General features: G+C 70.0%; 15 protein-coding genes. All 15 read left to right on the top strand.

The genetic code is table 11. The features are described from left to right. The first annotated feature begins 53 nt into the window (after window positions 1-53). Window positions 54-1,988: a bifunctional 3-(3-hydroxy-phenyl)propionate/3-hydroxycinnamic acid hydroxylase gene (locus CP983_RS10640; protein ID WP_150499433.1), complete on the top strand. Its 1,935-nt coding sequence runs from the start codon at window positions 54-56 to the stop codon at window positions 1,986-1,988. Beyond that, on the top strand, window positions 1,985-2,866 hold the full coding sequence (locus CP983_RS10635; protein ID WP_189748539.1) for an alpha/beta fold hydrolase: 882 nt from the start codon (window positions 1,985-1,987) through the stop codon (window positions 2,864-2,866). The genes CP983_RS10640 and CP983_RS10635 overlap by 4 nt, the downstream gene beginning before the upstream one ends. Then, window positions 2,863-3,876 (top strand): VOC family protein, encoded by a 1,014-nt coding sequence (locus CP983_RS10630; RefSeq protein ID WP_150499432.1) that lies wholly within the window; start codon window positions 2,863-2,865, stop codon window positions 3,874-3,876. Before CP983_RS10635 ends, CP983_RS10630 begins: the two co-directional genes overlap by 4 nt. 149 nt (window positions 3,877-4,025) lie before the next feature. Next, on the top strand, window positions 4,026-4,751 hold the full coding sequence (locus CP983_RS10625; RefSeq protein WP_150499431.1) for a GntR family transcriptional regulator: 726 nt from the start codon (window positions 4,026-4,028) through the stop codon (window positions 4,749-4,751). 138 nt (window positions 4,752-4,889) lie between these two features. After that, window positions 4,890-5,972, top strand: coding sequence for an Ldh family oxidoreductase (locus tag CP983_RS10620; RefSeq protein ID WP_150499430.1), 1,083 nt, complete (start codon window positions 4,890-4,892; stop codon window positions 5,970-5,972). Next, on the top strand, window positions 5,969-6,271 hold the full coding sequence (locus CP983_RS10615; protein WP_150499429.1) for a putative quinol monooxygenase: 303 nt from the start codon (window positions 5,969-5,971) through the stop codon (window positions 6,269-6,271). The genes CP983_RS10620 and CP983_RS10615 overlap by 4 nt, the downstream gene beginning before the upstream one ends. Window positions 6,272-6,285: 14 nt before the next feature. Next, window positions 6,286-6,723 carry a cupin domain-containing protein gene (locus CP983_RS10610; RefSeq protein ID WP_150499428.1) on the top strand — a complete coding sequence of 146 codons (438 nt, stop codon included), beginning with the start codon at window positions 6,286-6,288 and terminating at the stop codon, window positions 6,721-6,723. 535 nt (window positions 6,724-7,258) lie between these two features. Then, a complete protein-coding gene (locus tag CP983_RS10605) occupies window positions 7,259-8,464 on the top strand; it encodes a beta-1,3-glucanase family protein (RefSeq protein ID WP_229914688.1) in 1,206 nt (401 codons plus the stop codon). Window positions 8,465-8,518: 54 nt separating this feature from the next. After that, window positions 8,519-8,935, top strand: a complete 417-nt coding sequence (locus tag CP983_RS10600) for a cysteine/serine endopeptidase inhibitor (RefSeq protein WP_150499426.1) — start codon at window positions 8,519-8,521, stop codon at window positions 8,933-8,935. A 62-nt stretch (window positions 8,936-8,997) separates the two neighbouring features. Continuing rightward, on the top strand, window positions 8,998-9,732 hold the full coding sequence (locus tag CP983_RS10595) for a chitinase (protein ID WP_373309796.1): 735 nt from the start codon (window positions 8,998-9,000) through the stop codon (window positions 9,730-9,732). A gap of 109 nt (window positions 9,733-9,841) precedes the next feature. Continuing rightward, window positions 9,842-10,867, top strand: a complete 1,026-nt coding sequence (locus CP983_RS10590; RefSeq protein WP_150499424.1) for a trypsin-like serine peptidase — start codon at window positions 9,842-9,844, stop codon at window positions 10,865-10,867. 244 nt (window positions 10,868-11,111) lie between these two features. Then, window positions 11,112-12,539 carry a sulfatase family protein gene (locus CP983_RS10585; RefSeq protein ID WP_373309795.1) on the top strand — a complete coding sequence of 476 codons (1,428 nt, stop codon included), beginning with the start codon at window positions 11,112-11,114 and terminating at the stop codon, window positions 12,537-12,539. A 162-nt stretch (window positions 12,540-12,701) separates the two neighbouring features. Further along, window positions 12,702-14,189, top strand: a complete 1,488-nt coding sequence (locus tag CP983_RS10580; protein WP_150499423.1) for a sensor histidine kinase — start codon at window positions 12,702-12,704, stop codon at window positions 14,187-14,189. A 181-nt stretch (window positions 14,190-14,370) separates the two neighbouring features. After that, window positions 14,371-15,246: a helix-turn-helix domain-containing protein gene (locus tag CP983_RS10575; RefSeq protein WP_150499422.1), complete on the top strand. Its 876-nt coding sequence runs from the start codon at window positions 14,371-14,373 to the stop codon at window positions 15,244-15,246. 177 nt (window positions 15,247-15,423) lie between these two features. After that, complete coding sequence (locus CP983_RS10570) at window positions 15,424-16,122, top strand: response regulator transcription factor (RefSeq protein ID WP_150506531.1); 699 nt, start codon at window positions 15,424-15,426, stop codon at window positions 16,120-16,122. Window positions 16,123-16,188: the final 66 nt, after the last annotated feature.

Below are 16,188 nucleotides of genomic sequence, written 5' to 3'. Positions count from 1 at the left end.
AGCCACGAGAAGCAGCGGAGCAACCGCGACAGGGACGACAGTGAGGTGGCCCGATGAGTGAGATCAGCGCCGGGAGCAGGGCCGGAGCCGGGGCCGACGACGGCGGTGGCGACCACGGAGGTGGCGAGGCCGAGTACGACGTGGCGGTGATCGGGTACGGCCCCACCGGCGTGACCGCCGCGAATCTGCTGGGCGCGGCGGGCCTGCGGGTCGTCGTGCTGGAGCGCGACGCCGAGATCTACTCCCGGGCCCGGGCGATCTCCACCGACGAGGAGGTCATGCGGATCTGGCAGCGCATCGGCCTGGCCGACCGGCTGAAGCAGGACATGCTCGCCGACCGGCCGCTCGACTTCGTCGACGCGCGCGGCCGCGCCTTCCTCAGCGCCCACCCCACACCGCGCGGCCATGGCCACCCGCCGCAGATGTTCCTCTACCAGCCCGCACTGGAGCAGGTCCTGCGCGACGGAGTCGCCCGCCACCCCAATGTCGAGGTGTGGCTGCGCCACGAGTGCCTGCGGCTGCGCCAGGACGCCGACGGGGTGGAACTGACCGTCGTGGGCACCGCCGACGACTCCGTACGACGGCTGCGCGCCCGGTACGTCATCGCCGCCGACGGCGGCTCCAGCCTCACCCGCGCCCAGCTCAACGTGGGCTACGAGGGACGGACGTACGAGGACCGCTGGGTCGTCATCGACACCAAGATGCTGAAGCCCTGGCCCGACCACGACCGGCTGCGCTTCCGCTGCGACCCGGCCCGCCCGGCGGTCGACTGCCCGACCCCGCTCGGCCACCACCGCTGGGAGTTCCCGATCCTGCCGGGCGACGACGAGCGGCACCTGACGACCGACGAGGCGATCCACGCGATGGTGACCCGGTACGGCATCGGCCCCGACCAGATCGAGATCCTGCGCGCCACCGTCTACAGCCACCATGTCCGCTTCGCCGCCCGATTCCGGGTGGGCCGGGTCTTCCTCGCCGGTGACGCCGCGCATGCGATGCCGCCGTGGATCGGGCAGGGCATGGCCGCAGGCGTGCGTGACGTGGCGAACCTGTGCTGGAAGCTCGACGCGGTGCTGCGCGGGGAGCTGCCCGAGTCGGTGCTCGACAGCTACGAGGCCGAACGCAAGCCGCACGTCAAGGAAGTCACGCGGCGCGCGGTGTTCGTCGGCCGCATCATCACCGACCGGCGGCTCGCGGTCACCCGGGTCCGGGACGCGGTGCTGCCGCTGCTGAACCGGGTACCGGGCGTCGCCGGCCGCCTCCAGGACTCCAACTGGATCCCGGTCGCCCACTACGCGGACGGCCTCCGGGACCGGCCCCGCATCAAGTCCTCCGGCATCACGTTCGGTAGGTGGCGTGCCTCCGGCGCCGGTACTTCCCGCACCGGGCCGGCCGACACCGGTACGGCCCACATGGGTGCAGCCCACACGGGTAAGGCCGACACGGGTACGGCCCACACGGGTGCAGCCCACACGGGTACGCCCCACACGGGTACGGCCCACACCGGCACCTCCCGTACCCGCGCCTCCCGCACCACGGCCCCCGGCCACCAGATCCCGCAGCCCTGGGTCACCGCCCCCGACGGCACCCGGGTCCGGCTGGACGACGTGCTCGGCGGCCGCTGGCTGCTCCTGCACGGAGCCCTGCCGACCCCGCAGCCCGAGTGGGAGCGGGCCGGCGTCCCCTCCCTGACCGTCCTGCCGGCCGGCTCAAGTCCCGCCGAGGGCGCGGTCGTCGACTGTGACGGCGTACTGCGCGCCTGGCTGACCAGCCACCGCGCCACCACCCTCGCGCTGCGCCCCGACGCCTACGTCTACGCGGCCGCCCCCACCGGCACCCCGCTCCCACCGCCCCCGGAGGGACTGACCCTGACCCCGCGCACGAACACAGCGAGTACTCCGCCCGCAACGACACCCCCGCCTGCCTCGCCCGCCTCGCCCGCCTCGCCCGCCTCGTCCTCCTCGCCCGCAGCCCAAGGAACGCCATGAGCACCCACACTCACACCCCACCACCAACCCCGATGCACGAGTCACTGGTCGAGGTCCTCGGCAGGAAGATCTTCGTCGCGGAGACCGGCGACGGCCCGCCGGTCCTGCTCCTGCACGGCGGCGGCCCCGGCGCCTCGGGCGTCTCCAACTACGCCCGCAACATCGCCGCCCTGGCCAAGGAGTACCGGGTCATCGTCCCCGACCTGCCCGGCTACGGCCGTAGCACCAAGGGCGTGGACGGCACGGACCCCTTCGGCCACCTCGCCTCCGGCATCCGCGGCCTGCTCGACGAACTCGGCCTGGACAAGGCCCACTTGGTGGGCAACTCCTACGGCGGCGCCTGCGCCCTGCGGCTCGCCCTGGACACCCCCGACCGGGTCGACCGCATGGTCCTGATGGGCCCCGGCGGCGTCGGCACCACCCGCGCGCTGCCGACGCCGGGTCTGAACAGCCTGCTCGACTACTACTCCGGCGACGGCCCTTCGCGGCTGAAGCTGGAGAAGTTCATCCGCACCTACCTCGTCTTCAACGCCGCCGACGTCCCCGACGGCGTCATCGACGCGCGCTACCGCGCCAGCATCGACCCGGAGGTGATCGCGGCCCCGCCGCTGCGCCGCCCCTCCGGCCCGAACGCCCTGCGCACGCTGTGGCGAATGGACTTCACCCGCGACACCCGCCTGGCCCGCCTGCCCGTGCCGACCCTGGTGCTGTGGGGCGCGGCCGACAGGGTCAACCGCCCGTCCGGCGGCCGGATGCTGGCCGACCGCATGCCCGACTGCGACCTGTACGAGGTCGCCAACACCGGGCACTGGGTGCAGTTCGAGCGCGCCGAGCTGTTCAACCGGCTCTGCACAGACTTCCTGGCGGGCCGCCGATGACCCCGTACACCTCCCCGTCCGTCTTCGGTGCGGTCCACCTGGGCTACATCGTCATCGAGACCGACCGCTTCGCCGACTGGCGCCGCTTCGGGACCGACGCCATCGGCATGCACCACGACGACCTCGACACCGGCCTGATGCGCTTCCGCCTCGACGGCCAGGAGTGCCGCTTCCTGCTGCGGCGCGGGCCGGCCGAGGACGTCGTGGCGACCGGTTGGCACATCGACGACCACGCCTCCTTCGAACAGATCGAAGCCCGCGTCCGCGCCCATGGTGTCCCCGTCGTTCGGGGATCCGCCGAGGAGGCGAGGATGCGCGGCGTCGAACGCCTGCTGCGCTTCCCCGGCCCCAAGGGCATCACCCAGGAGATCTACACGAGCCCCGTCCTCTCGCCGCAGCCCCTCGACATGCTCGCGTCCGGCTGGGTCACGGGCGACTCGGGCATGGGCCACGTCGCCATCACCTCCACCAGACCGGCCCTGATGCGCGGCTACTTCGACACGGTCTTCGACGCCCGTCTCACCGACTACATCGACGAGACGATCAGCGGCGTGAAGCTCAAGATCCGCTTCCTGCGCGTCAACGAACGCCACCACTCCATCGCCATCGCCGCCGTCCGCGGCCTGCCCGTCGACCCGATCCGCACCCGCGTCCAGCACCTCAACATCCAGGCCGCCACCCTCGACGACGTGGCCCGCAGCTACCAGCGCGTCCACGAACTCGGCTTCGACATGGCCCTGTCCGTGGGGCAACACACCAACGACAAGGAGCTCTCCTACTACGCCCGCACGCCCTCGGGCTTCGAGTGGGAGGTCGGCTGGAACCCGGTGGTCATCGACGAGTCCACCTGGGAACCCGGCACCCACCAGGGCATCAGCATCTGGGGCCACACCCCCGTCGGCCAGACCATCATCGACAAACTGACCCAGTTCCGCCTCGGCGCCCGCTCCCTCACCCGCCCCGAGCGGACGGTCCCCGCCCTCAGTGGCCCGGGCATCCCCGACGACTGACCAGGCACGGGCATCCCCGACGACTGACCAGGCACGGGCATCCCCGACGACTGACCGGCACGGGCATCCCCGACGACTCGCGATATTCGCCACCCCGGGCCGCTAGCCTGTATACAGCCTGGTGTACGGCGAGAGCGCGAGGGAGTTCCATGGTGCGGGCGACGGGAAAGAGCGCGGCGGTCTACGAGCGGCTCAAGGCCGACATCGAGTCGCTGCGGCTGCGTCCGGGCGCCAAGCTCAGCGAGGTCCAGCTGGGCGAGGAACTGGGTGCCTCACGCACCCCGGTCCGCGAGGCCATCCGGCGCCTCGCGGGGGAGGGGCTGGTCGACTTCGTACCCGGTGAGGTGGCCAGGGTGGCCACGATCTCGCTCGGCGGAGTGCGGGCCCTGTTCGAGTTCCGCATGCTCCTGGAACCCGAGGCGGCCGCGTCGGTCACGCGGGCGGGGGCGGCGGACGAGCGGGTGCTGGTGCCGTTCCGCGAACTGCTCACCCGCCTGGAGGAGTTCGACGCGACCTTCAGCACCCTGGACACCGCCGAGCAGACCCGCTCCTACCAGGAGTTCTACGACATCAGCGAGTCCTTCGACCAGGCCGTCATCGCCGCCTGCCGCAACCCCTACCTCGCCCGCACGATCCGCGACCTGCGCGGCCAGACCGCCCGCCTGCGCCGGATCTCGCACAGCGGCCCGCGCCGCATGCTGACCTCGCTGGAGGAGCACCGCGCGATGCTCAGGGCGATCGTGCAGGGCGACGCCCCGGCGGCGGAGGCGGCCGGCCGACACCACCTCGCCCAGACCCAGAACGCCCTGATCGAGAGCCTGACGAGTCACGACCTGACGACCGGGGCGGAGTTCCAGGTGGATATCGCGGGCTGAGTGCGGGCCGAGGTCGGGCGCCGCCAGGGCCGGACCGACCCACCCATGGTCTTGCTGTATCCACTGCTGTATACAGTAATGAATACAGCACGCCAGTTAACGCGCCTGCCACTCACCCAGTCAGCCAGGAGGGCCACCATGCCGCACACCGTCGGCGCCCCGGACCTGCTGGAGTTCGCCGCCGCCACCGTTGAGGCGCACGGCGTTCCGGCCGCCGACGCCCGTCTGCTCGCGGACACCCTGGTGACGGCGGAGCTCTGGGGCCATCCGTCCCACGGGATGCTGAGGCTGCCGTGGTACCTGGCCCGTATCGAGAGCGGCGCGACGGCAGCGGTGACCGCTCCGGCCATAGTGTCCGACAACGGCGCCGTACTCGTCGTCGACGGCCGCGACGGTCTCGGCCAGGTGCTCGCCGACCGCGCGATCACCTGGGGCGTGGAACGCGCCCGGCGCCACGGCATCAGCGCGGTCGCGCTCCGCAACTCCGGCCACTTCGGGACGGCGGCGTACTTCACCCGCAAGGCCGCCGATGAGGGCTGTGTGGCGTTGCTGGCCACCAACGCCAGCCCGGCGATGGCCCCTTGGGGCGGCCGGGAGAAGCGGCTCGGCACCAACCCGTGGTCGATCGCGGCACCTGGCGGCCGCTACGGCACGGTCGTGATGGACATCGCCAACACCGCCGTCGCACGCGGCAAGATCTACGCAGCCCAGGAACGCGGCGAACCGATCCCGGCGGGCTGGGCGGCCGACGCGGACGGCGCTCCGACCACTGACCCACGCCGCGCGATCGAGGGCCTGATCCTACCGATGGCCGGCCACAAGGGCTATGCCATCTCCTTCATGTTCGAGGTGCTGGCGGGCGTGCTGACCGGCAGCGCGTTCGGCTCCGGGGTCGTAGGCCCGTACCGCGCGACGGGCCGCAGCGGCGTCGGCCACCTGCTGATCTGCGTCGACATCCGGTCGATGGCCGACCCGGCGGAGTTCGAGGAGCGGATCGAGGCCCTCATCGAGGAGACGAAGTCCACTCCCACCGCCCCGGGTGCGGCGGAGGTGTTCGTCCCGGGAGAGCCGGAGGCCCGTACGGCCGAACGCCTGCGCACGGAGGGCATCACACTCGCCGACGACACCTGGACCGCTCTCACGAGGATCGCCGTCACCACGGCCGTACCCCTGCCCGCAGCTCGCACCGTCCCCTCCAAGTCCGAGGAGTTCCCCGCATGATCGCCCTGACCGTGTCCCTCCAGGTCGTCCCCGGCTGCCGTGACGCCTTCCTCGGGGCCATCGAGGAGAACGCCGAACGCACCTTCGCCGACGAGCCCGGCTGCCGCGCCTTCGACGTCGTCTGCGACCTGGACGACGACCACCACTTCGTCTTCCACGAGATCTACGACGACGAGGCCGCCGTCGACGCCCACCGCACCGCGCCCCACTACAAGGTCTGGCGCGAGGCGGCCGCGAAGTACGTCGTGCCCGGCAGCCAGGTCAACACCCTCTCCCGCCGCCTGTTCCACCACGCCTGATCGGAGCCGCCCACATGTGCCCCCACCGCCCCAGTGCCCCGGCGCTGCTCGTCCACCCCGACGAGGTCGCCCGCTTCGACCGCGGCGGAGGTGTGGCCACCATCCCCTACGTCGGCAGATGGAACTCCGACCGGGCGACCGTCACCACCGGTCAGACGGTCTTCCAGCCCGGCACCGGCCTGCCCCTCCACAGCCACAACGTCGAGGAGTCCGTCCTGATCCTCGAAGGCGAGGCCACCGCGGAGATAGCCGGCGAGTTCTTCGACCTGGAGACCGGCCAGGCGACCTGGGTCCCGGCCGGAGTCCCGCACCGCTTCTTCAACCGGGGACAGGGAGTCATGCGGATCTACTGGGTGTACGGCGGCCGCGACGTGACCCGAACCATCACCGCCACCGGCGAAACCTTCGAGCACCTCTCCACCCACGACAGGGGAGGCGCCCCCACCACCTGACGCTCCCGGCCCCGACCGCACAAAAAATCGGGCCCGTCCACGCAAACCGTGGACGGGCCCGAATCCGAGCGCCGGGCAGGCCTTGCACCTGCATCTCCCCACAGGAAGTGGGGCGTCTTTCCTTGGACCACCAACGCAACACCAGCCAACCGAAGTTCCGGCGACCAGCTCTGAACCAAGTGTAACCCACACGGCCCTGCGCCTTGCACGCCGCAGGCTCCGCTGAGGTTCGGGATGGGTCTGCGCTTCCCCGGTGGACGTCTCCGGTACCCCGCCGTTCTCGTTCATCGAGGCGACGCCGCGCTGAGTCTCGGTCCACCCTTTTGCTGGTAATTCCCGGGCAGGCACAGCCTTTTTGACGTTCGCGGTTCCTGCAACAGCTCTCTACGCACAACGGCCGCGCAACAACTGTCCGTCCCCCAGCAATTTTTGATGACTGCCGCGCGACACCGCTGGCTACGTTTGACCGCGTTCAAGCAAGGAGTGTTCGAGAAAAGAAACGGACATGTCCGTGGTAAAGAAAGGGATTTCCCGCATGGTGCCGCTTGATTCACCGGTGTTCTCCCGCCGCAGGGCACTCACCTCGCTGGCCGGTACCGCAGTGGCCGGCGCCGCGCTCGCCGCGGGTGCGCGTCCGGCCCTCGCCGCGGACGGGGACGGCCCGGCCCTCCCGGAGGAGCGCGCCGGCGGCCTGCCTCTGGTCATCCACAACAACAGCGGTGAGTTCGCCAACCGCAACGTGCACCTGTACATAGTCGGCAGCCGGGGCGACCGTCAGGTCCGGGTCACACGCCGCGGCACGGTCGAGCCGGTCAAGGTCTCCGACAACAAGGACAACGGCTTCACCGACTACGCCATCCCGCTCGACGCCCGCGGCACCACGCGGATCCGGCTGCCGCACATGTCCGGCCGGATCTACGTGTCCCTGGGCGGCAGGCTCAAGCTCAAGGCCGTCCAGGACGGGGCCGGACGGCCCGCGCTCCAGCACCCGGCGGGCTGGGTGAAGAACGACCCCAACTTCCCCGTGCTGCACGACTTCGTGGAGTTCACGCACAACGAGTCCGGCATGTTCTGCAACACGACCATGGTCGACATGTTCAGCGTGCCGCTGATGATCCGGCTCTCCGGGAACCGGGACCAGACCACCGGCACGATGCGGCAGGGCGGCCGGGCCCGCATCTTCCGGGCCATGGGGAACACCCCTGGATTCGGGAAGCTGGTCGTCGGCGAGCGGCGGGTCATCGCGCCGAGTCACGGACTCGACGCCGGTCGGTTCGGCAAGCACTACTTCGACCCGTACATCGACAAGGTCTGGCAGGCCTACCGGCAGCAGCCGCTCCATGTCCGTACCGTCGCGGGTGCGTTCACCGGCCGGGTCGACAACGGCAAGCTCACCTTCCACGGCCCGGCGACGGTCTCCTTCGCCAAGCCCTCCACCCGCGACGTGCTCTTCTGCGACGGCGCGCTCGCCGCCCCCAACGACGGGGTCACCGGTCCGGTCGCCGCGATCCTGGGCGCCGGCTTCAACCGTTCCACGCTGCTCAGCCATCCGAAGCAGCCCACCACCCGCGCGGCGACCTTCTACAAGCCGGAGATCACCAACCACTACGCGCGAGCCATCCACGCCCAGATGGGCAACGGCAAGGCGTACGGCTTTGCCTTCGACGACGTCGCCGAGTGGGCGTCGTACATCCAGGACACCCAGCCGCAGGCCATGCACCTGACGCTGACCCCGTTCTGACGGGCCGGTACGGCCGCTCTCCTCTCCCGATCCACCGACGAAAGGCGATCTGTCATGCCCGTTGTCCGTCGTACGAAGTCGGTCCTCGCCGTCACGCTGGCGGCGGCCGTGCTCGGAGTCGCCCAGGCGTCGCCGGCGTCCGCGGTCCCGTTCGGCAAGGTCCGCCAGGGCAAGGCGACTTTCTACAACGATGCCGGCACCGGGGCCTGCGGGAAGCCGCTCGACGCCGCGACCCAGATGCTCGTGGCGGTCTCACCGAAGTGGTGGAAGGCCGAGAACCCCAACAGGGACCCGCTCTGTCACGCCAAGGTCCGGCTGACCTTCCGCGGCAAGACCATCACCGTCCCGGTCAGGGACAAGTGCATGGAATGCGGATCCAAGCACATAGACCTCAGTCAGCCGGCTTTCGCGCGGCTGGCCGATCCTTCCAAGGGCGTCATTCACAAGGTCAAGTGGAAGTTCGTCCGCTGACCGGCTGATTCATTCCGTCGACCAAGAACCCACTCAATCGGGGAGTTTCCACCATGCCGAAGATGCGTACCGCTCATGCCCTTCTGACCGCCGTGCTGCTGGCGACGACCGGGGCCGGGCTCACCGCGGCGACCGCGTCCGCCGCGCCTGCCGAGCTCGCCGCGCCCGCCGCCCAGGGTGACTTCGTCGTCAGCAAGGCGGAGTACAACAGGATGTTCCCCCACCACAAGCCCTTCTACAACTACGAAGCCCTGGTCAAGGCGATGAAGAAGTACCCGGCCTTCGCGGACAAGGGCAACGCCAGGACCAAGAAGCGTGAGGCGGCCGCCTTCCTCGCCAACGTCCACCACGAGACCGGCGGCGGGCGCTACATCGTCGAGCAGAACCAGGCCAACTGGCCGTCGTACTGCGACACCACGCAGCCGTACGGCTGCCCGGCGGGGCAGTCCGCGTACCACGGTCGCGGGCCGATCCAGCTCAGCTGGAACTTCAACTACAAGGCCGCCGGTGACGCGCTCGGCATCGACCTGCTCCACAAGCCGGGGCTGGTGCAGAAGAACCCCGTCGTGGCGTGGAAGACGGGACTGTGGTTCTGGATGACCCAGTCCGGCGCGGGCACCATGACCCCGCACAGCGCCATGGTCCAGGGCAAGGGCTTCGGACAGACGATCCGCAGCATCAACGGCGCCATCGAGTGCAACGGCGGCAACCCGGCCCAGGTGCGGAGCCGGGTCAACACGTACAAGAAGTTCACCAAGATCCTCGACGTCAAGCCGGGCAAGAACCTCAGCTGCTGACCCGCTGACCCGCTGAGCCGGTGCCGGACGCCCGTGAAGTCCCCGGGCGTCCGGCATCGCGACGCCACGCCATGCCGTAGCACCCCCCACCTTCTTCGGAGCCGATTCCATGAGACGTACCGCGATGCTGGTCAGCATCCTCAGCCTGGCCGCCCTGGGAGCCACCGTCGGGCCGGCGCAGGCGGGACCCGCACCCGCCGACAACGAGACCCGTGCCACCGCCTTCTCCGACCAGGAGCAGGACAGGGCCCTGGAGTTCTGGACCGACGCCCGGCTGAACTCCGCCAGGGAGATGGCCGCGCCCACCGCCGCCCCGGAGGCGCCCGCCGTCACGTCGTCCGCCACCGACGACGGCGGGCCTCGACTGTCCGTCCCGCCCGTGGTCTTCCCGGACGCGGAGACCACCGCGCCCGCCACCGACGAGACGCCCGTGTCCACGCTCGCTTCCGAGCCGAAGCCCTGGAAGCGCGGCGGGCTGATCAGCAGGACCGCGGGCAAGGTGTTCTTCGAGAATGCCGCCGGCGACCTGTTCACCTGCTCGGCGACCGTCGCCAACACCAGGAACAAGTCGGTCGTCCTCACCGCGGGGCACTGTGTGGTGGACGCCCGTACCGGCGGGGTCTTCCGCAAATGGATCTTCATCCCGGGCTACCACAAGGGTGAGCGCCCGCACGGCACCTTCACCGCGAAGAAGCTCTTCCATCTGAAGTCGTACGTGTCCAGCCAGGGCAATGCCAACTGGGATGTCGCCTTCGCCGCCCTGCGCAAGCGTGACGGCCGCCCGCTCGCCAAGATCGTGGGTGGAGCGCAGGGCATCAAGTTCAATGCGCCGACCGGGCGTTACGTCCATTCCTTCGGCTACGGCGGTTCGCGCGCCGAGGGCAACGGCGAGCGGCTGAACCACTGCCAGGGCAAGGAGCACCGCGACCTCGGGCGCCCCGGCTCCACCATGTGGGGCATCGACTGCGTGCAGACCGGCGGATCCAGCGGCGGTGCCTTCCTCGCCGAGTTCAAGGCCGACAAGGGTGTCGGTGTTCTGGTCGGCAACATCGCCGTCGGCACGGACGTGAGCGAGTACCACCCGCGTCTCGGCGACCGCGCCCGCCGGCTCTACCAGGCCGCGAGCAGGGCCTGATCCTCCGGTTCCCCGGAACACCGGGCGCAGGCACGGGTTTTCGTGCCTGCGCCCGGTGTTCCTTTGTTGCGTGCCGAATTGACTGGCCGCAGAGCCGGAATAAATCCCGGAATAATTCCCCCAGCACTTATGAATGTTGACCGGCACGGAATCCGACTGCCACGCTTTCGATATGATTCGTACTCGTCAATTGCTGACCTTGATGGTCGGCGCAGCGGCACTGGCTCTGGCAGCCCCGAGTGGAATGGCCGTGACAAACAGTCCCGCCGTCGCCACACAGCCGGTCGCGGCCGTTGCGGAAAAGCCGAACATTGTCTTCGTCCTCACCGACGACATGTCCTCGAATCTCCTGCCGTACATGCCGGAGGTTCAGAAACTCCAGTCGCAGGGCATGACGTTCAGCGACTTCGTGGTCAGCAACTCGCTCTGCTGCCCGTCCCGGGCGTCCCTCTTCACCGGCCGGTACCCGCACAACACCGGAGTCCTCAGCAACGAGGGGCCGAACGGCGGATTCGGCGCCTTCCACAGCGGCGGGGAGGAGCGGGACACCTTCGCCACGGCCCTTCAGGCCAAGGGCTATCGCACCGCCATGATGGGCAAGTACCTGAACGGCTACAGCCCGGGCGACACGGTCGCGGGCCAGAAGCCGTACGTACCGCCGGGCTGGAACCAGTGGGACGTCGTCGGCGGCGGCTATGAGGGCTACAACTACAAGCTCGCCCACAACCACCAGATCGAGTCGCACGACGACCGGCCCAAGGACTATCTGACCGACGTGCTGAGCAAGAAGGGCACGAGCTTCGTCAAGAAGTCCGCAGCGGCGGACAAGCCGTTCCTGCTGGAGATCGCACTCTTCACGCCGCACGGCCCCTCAACGCCGGCGCCCCGCCACGAGAACGCCTTCCCCGGCCTTGAGGCCCCGCGCAGCCCCGCGTTCGACAAGCTGCCGACTAACGCCCCGCCGTGGCTGGCCCGGCAGGACCGGCTGACCCAGCGCGAGAAGAACACGATCGACCGGAAGTTCCGCAAGCGTGCCCAGGCGCTCCAGTCGGTCGACGAGATGATCGGGAAGCTGCGAGGCGCCCTGACCCGGGCCGGTGTCGCCGACGACACGTACATCGTCTTCGGCTCCGACAACGGCTTCCACCTGGGCGAGTACCGCCTCAAGGCGGGCAAGCAGACCGCCTTCGACACCGACGTCCGGGTACCGCTGGTGATCGCCGGACCCGGTGTCGCGAAAGGCAGGACGAGCAACGCCCAGGTGTCGAACATCGACCTCGCGCCCACCTTCCAGCGGATCGGCGGCGCCCCGGTGTCGTCCCGGGTGGACGGGCACAGCATGCTTCCGCTCCTCGACGGCGGCCCCGACTCCAACTGGCGCACGACCAACCTGATCGAGCACCGTCACGCCGACAGGTCGCCGGGCGACCCCGACAACAACGGCGGTGAGAGCATCAGCCCGCCGAACTACCACGCCCTGCGCACCAACTCCTACACCTACGTCGAGTACGGAAGCGGAGCGAAGGAGTACTACGACCTCCGCACCGACCCCTACCAGCTGCACAACACCGTGGGGCAGCTCGGCGGGGCCCGGCTGGACAACCTGCACGACGCGCTGACGCGGCTCAAGAACTGCCGAGGCGACGGCTGTTGGAGCGCCGCGAACCCGTAGGTCCCTTTCCCGCAGACGTCCCCCGCCCCGTAGTGTTGGCGGGGGCCGTCCGCACGCACTGGACGGGCCGAGGCCGGCGGAGTGCGGGTGACGGGTGCTGATGGTCGACGGAGGATTCGTCCTGCGTACGGATGCCGGTGAGCGGACGACCGGTGCAGGCCCGTGAAGCTCTCCACCCGGCTCGCCCTCACCGTCGGCGGCGGCGTACCCGTGCTGATCGTGGCCTGCGGCTGGCTGCTGCTGAGCCTCATCACCGATGACCTACGCCAGCAGCAGGACGCTCAATTGCAGGCCCGTGCCACCGTCGTGGCCAAGAACACCAAGAACTACCTGGACGCGGCCGGGACCGGCCAGCCGGTTGTGGAGCAGGTCCGCCGGCAGCGGCTCATCAAGTCCACCAGCGGCATGGGGGTATGGGTCACCGGACCCACGGGCACACTGCGAGCCGGCCCCCAACTCCCGTCCGCGCAGCTGCCGTACAGCGCCCCGAGACCGCTGAAGGTGACCGTCGAAGGCCGGGACTGGCTGGTCCTGTCGCTGCCCGTCGCGATCGACCGGCAGCGGGACCGGCCCAACCTCTGGCTGTTCTCACCGGACACCGTCGAGGAGGAGCTGGCGCTGGTGCGCCGACGGGTCTACGTCGGGGCCGCGGTGGCCCTGCCGACGGCGGGAGCGGTCGCCTGGGCCATCGCGAACCGCGCTGTGCTGCCGCTGCGCCGACTGCAACGGCGTACCAGCGGACTCGACCCGCGCACCAGCTCGTCCCGGCTGGAACACCGGCCCACCCGCATCGCCGAGGTCGACGACCTCGCGCTCACCCTGCAGACGGTGCTCAACCGCTACGACGAGCAGGTGGCGCGTACCGGAGAGGCTTTGGCCACGGCCCGGTCGTTCGCGGCGGCGGCCTCCCATGAGCTGCGTTCGCCGTTGACGAGCATCCGCGCCAATCTGGATGTCCTGGCCGGGCCGTTCGAGCTCGAACCGGCGGAACGGGACGAGTTGCTGGCCGAGTTGGTGACCGAGCAGGAGAGGCTGGTCGGTCTGCTCTCGATGCTGCGGACCCTGGCGCAGGGCGATCTGGTCGAGGCCGAGGCGTTCGAGTCGCTGGACCTCGGGGAGTTGGTGCACTCCTGCGTCGACGGACTGCGCCGCGCCCACCCCGGGACCGAGGTGTCCGTGCGGGCGGCGTCGGGACTGATCGCGGACGGCTGGGCGGAGGGGCTGCGCTCGGCGGTGGACAACCTGCTGACCAACGCCCGGGTGCACGGCAGGGTCGGCGAACGTGCCGCCACCATCGTGGTGACCCTGCGGCAGTCCGACCGGCCGGGCGAGCGGACCGCGGTGCTCACCGTGGACGACGACGGCCCCGGCGTCCCGCCCGAACGCCGGGAGAAGATCTTCGAGCGCTTTTGGCACGGTCCGGAAAGCCCCGGCTCCGGGCTGGGCCTCACCCTCGTCGCCCAGCAGGTCAGCCTGCACCAGGGGCAGGTCTCGATGTCGGACCGCCCGGACGGGCAACGCGGCACACGCTGCGAGGTACGGCTGCCGCTGACCGGCGTGCGGGAGTTCGAGCACACACTGCCGTTGCTGCGCCGCGACTGGTTGAGCGGCACGGCGGAGGCATCCGGAATTAATCCCGGCCGAGGCTGAGGAATTCTGGCTCGAACCCACCTCGCCCAGGGTCTCGGCGAATCAGGGTTGGTTATTGCCGCGCTGAATAAATCCCGCCCGGCGTCGTTTTTTCCCGCGCGGATTCCTTGAGAACGGCACGTCTTCCTTGCCATGGTTCCGGAAAGCACTGTCGGATCCCAGGAAGAGAGGAACGCCGACGTTGAACGGAACCACCGCGGTGGCCCACACGATGTGGCGTGCGCTGCATGTGTGGAAGCGGACGCTGGGCAAGGGCGTGCACACGCTTCCGGTGCCGCCGTCGACGGGTATCGGGCTGAGTGTGCACGTGAGCGGCATCCTCGCCGTCCACGGGGACCGCGGGGACACGCGGGAGACGGTCCTGCTGCCGGAGGACGTCTGCGTCACCCCCGCGGAACCGAACCGGCCGCTGGTCGTGTCCCCGAGAGGGAACAGGCCCGCCGTGATCGCGTCCCTCGCCATTCCCGAGGCCATGGTGCGCCGGTTTGCCGGCGAGGAATTCCGGATGGGGGAGCGGCAGTCCCCGCACCCTTGTCCCGCTGTCACCTCCGACCCGGTGCTCGCCGAGATGGTGAAGGCGGTGGTGGCTGCCAGTGAACTCGGCGCCGACGACGTGTACGCGGACTCGGCGGCGCGTTTCATCCTCGCCCACCTCCGCATTCCGCGGTCGCGCGCCGCCGCCCCGAGCGCGCCGGCGGGCGGTCTCACCCAGCGGCAACTGGACACCATCACCGCGTACATGAGAGCCAACTCTGCGCGGCCCATCACCCTGGACGATCTCGCCGCCCTGGTCTCCTTCAGCCGCTTCCACTTCCTGCGCTGCTTCAAGAACGCCACGGGCGCCACGCCCTACCGGTATCTCACCGAGCTGAGGATCGCGTCGGCGCGAACGCACCTGGAGAACGGTACCGAGACCATCGCAGCCATCGGCCAGCGCTGCGGCTTCTCGGGCTCCGAGCACTTCTCCCGGAGCTTCCGCCGGGTCATGGGCTGCACACCGTCGCAGTACCGCGCGACCCGGCCCGAGTCGCCTGCGGCCGGGCACTCTCCAGCGTAGAGTCCCCGTCGCTTCGGAGGGTTTCCCTCCCCTGGATACGCTTACCGCGGCAGCTCTCCGTCCTGCGACGTGCCGCGCCGAAAGACGGAGGGCGTGAGCGAGGAGACACTCCGCGCGCTGGAGCGGGACGGGCTGGTCCGCCGGACCATCCACTCGGAGCCTGGAGAGGAACGACGCATGGCCGGCAGGGCCGGACGAGTTCTCGTGGCCGACGACGACGTCAGCACGCGACGTTCGCTGGAACGCGGACTCCGGCTGGGGGGCTTCGAGGTGACGCTGGCCAATGACGGCCGTTCCGCGATGGAGTCGATGAACAGACTCCGTCCGGACATCGTTGTCCTCGATGTCTGCATGCCCGACCTGAGCGGCATCGACGTGTGCCGGGCCCTGCGCGAGAACGGGGACGACGTGCCCGTGCTCATGCTCTCCGGACTGGACGAAGTGGCCGACAGGATCGCCGGGCTGCAGGCCGGCGGCGACGACTACCTGGTCAAGCCCTTCGCCCTGCAAGAACTGACGCTGCGCCTGCACGCCCTCCTGCGCCGGCGTCCCCCCGCCGCGACGGACCGGGTCCGGGTGGGCGGCCTGGTCGTGGAACCGTCCGCCCGCCAGGCGTGGCTGGACGGGCAGCTCCTGCACCTGACGCCCCGCGAGTTCCACCTCCTGGAGATGCTGGCCCGGAACGCGGGCCTGGTCCTCACCCGCGGCCAACTGCTCGAACACGTCTGGGGCTACGACGCCCGCGTCCGTACGGACGCCGTGGACACGTTCGTCAGCTATCTGAGGCGCAAGACGGAGACAGAGGGGCGCCCCCGCATCCTGCACACGGTGCGGGGTGTCGGTTTCGTGCTGCGCTTTGACAACGGCCCGACCTGACCGCCTGTCCACCGTGCCGGGAGGAGCGGTTCAGGAGGGGCGGGGCGCGATCACAAAGATTCCACA

The sequence above is a fragment of the Streptomyces chartreusis genome (genome assembly GCF_008704715.1).
Taxonomy (GTDB): domain Bacteria; phylum Actinomycetota; class Actinomycetes; order Streptomycetales; family Streptomycetaceae; genus Streptomyces; species Streptomyces chartreusis.
This window is presented reverse-complemented; position numbering and strand designations above follow the sequence as displayed.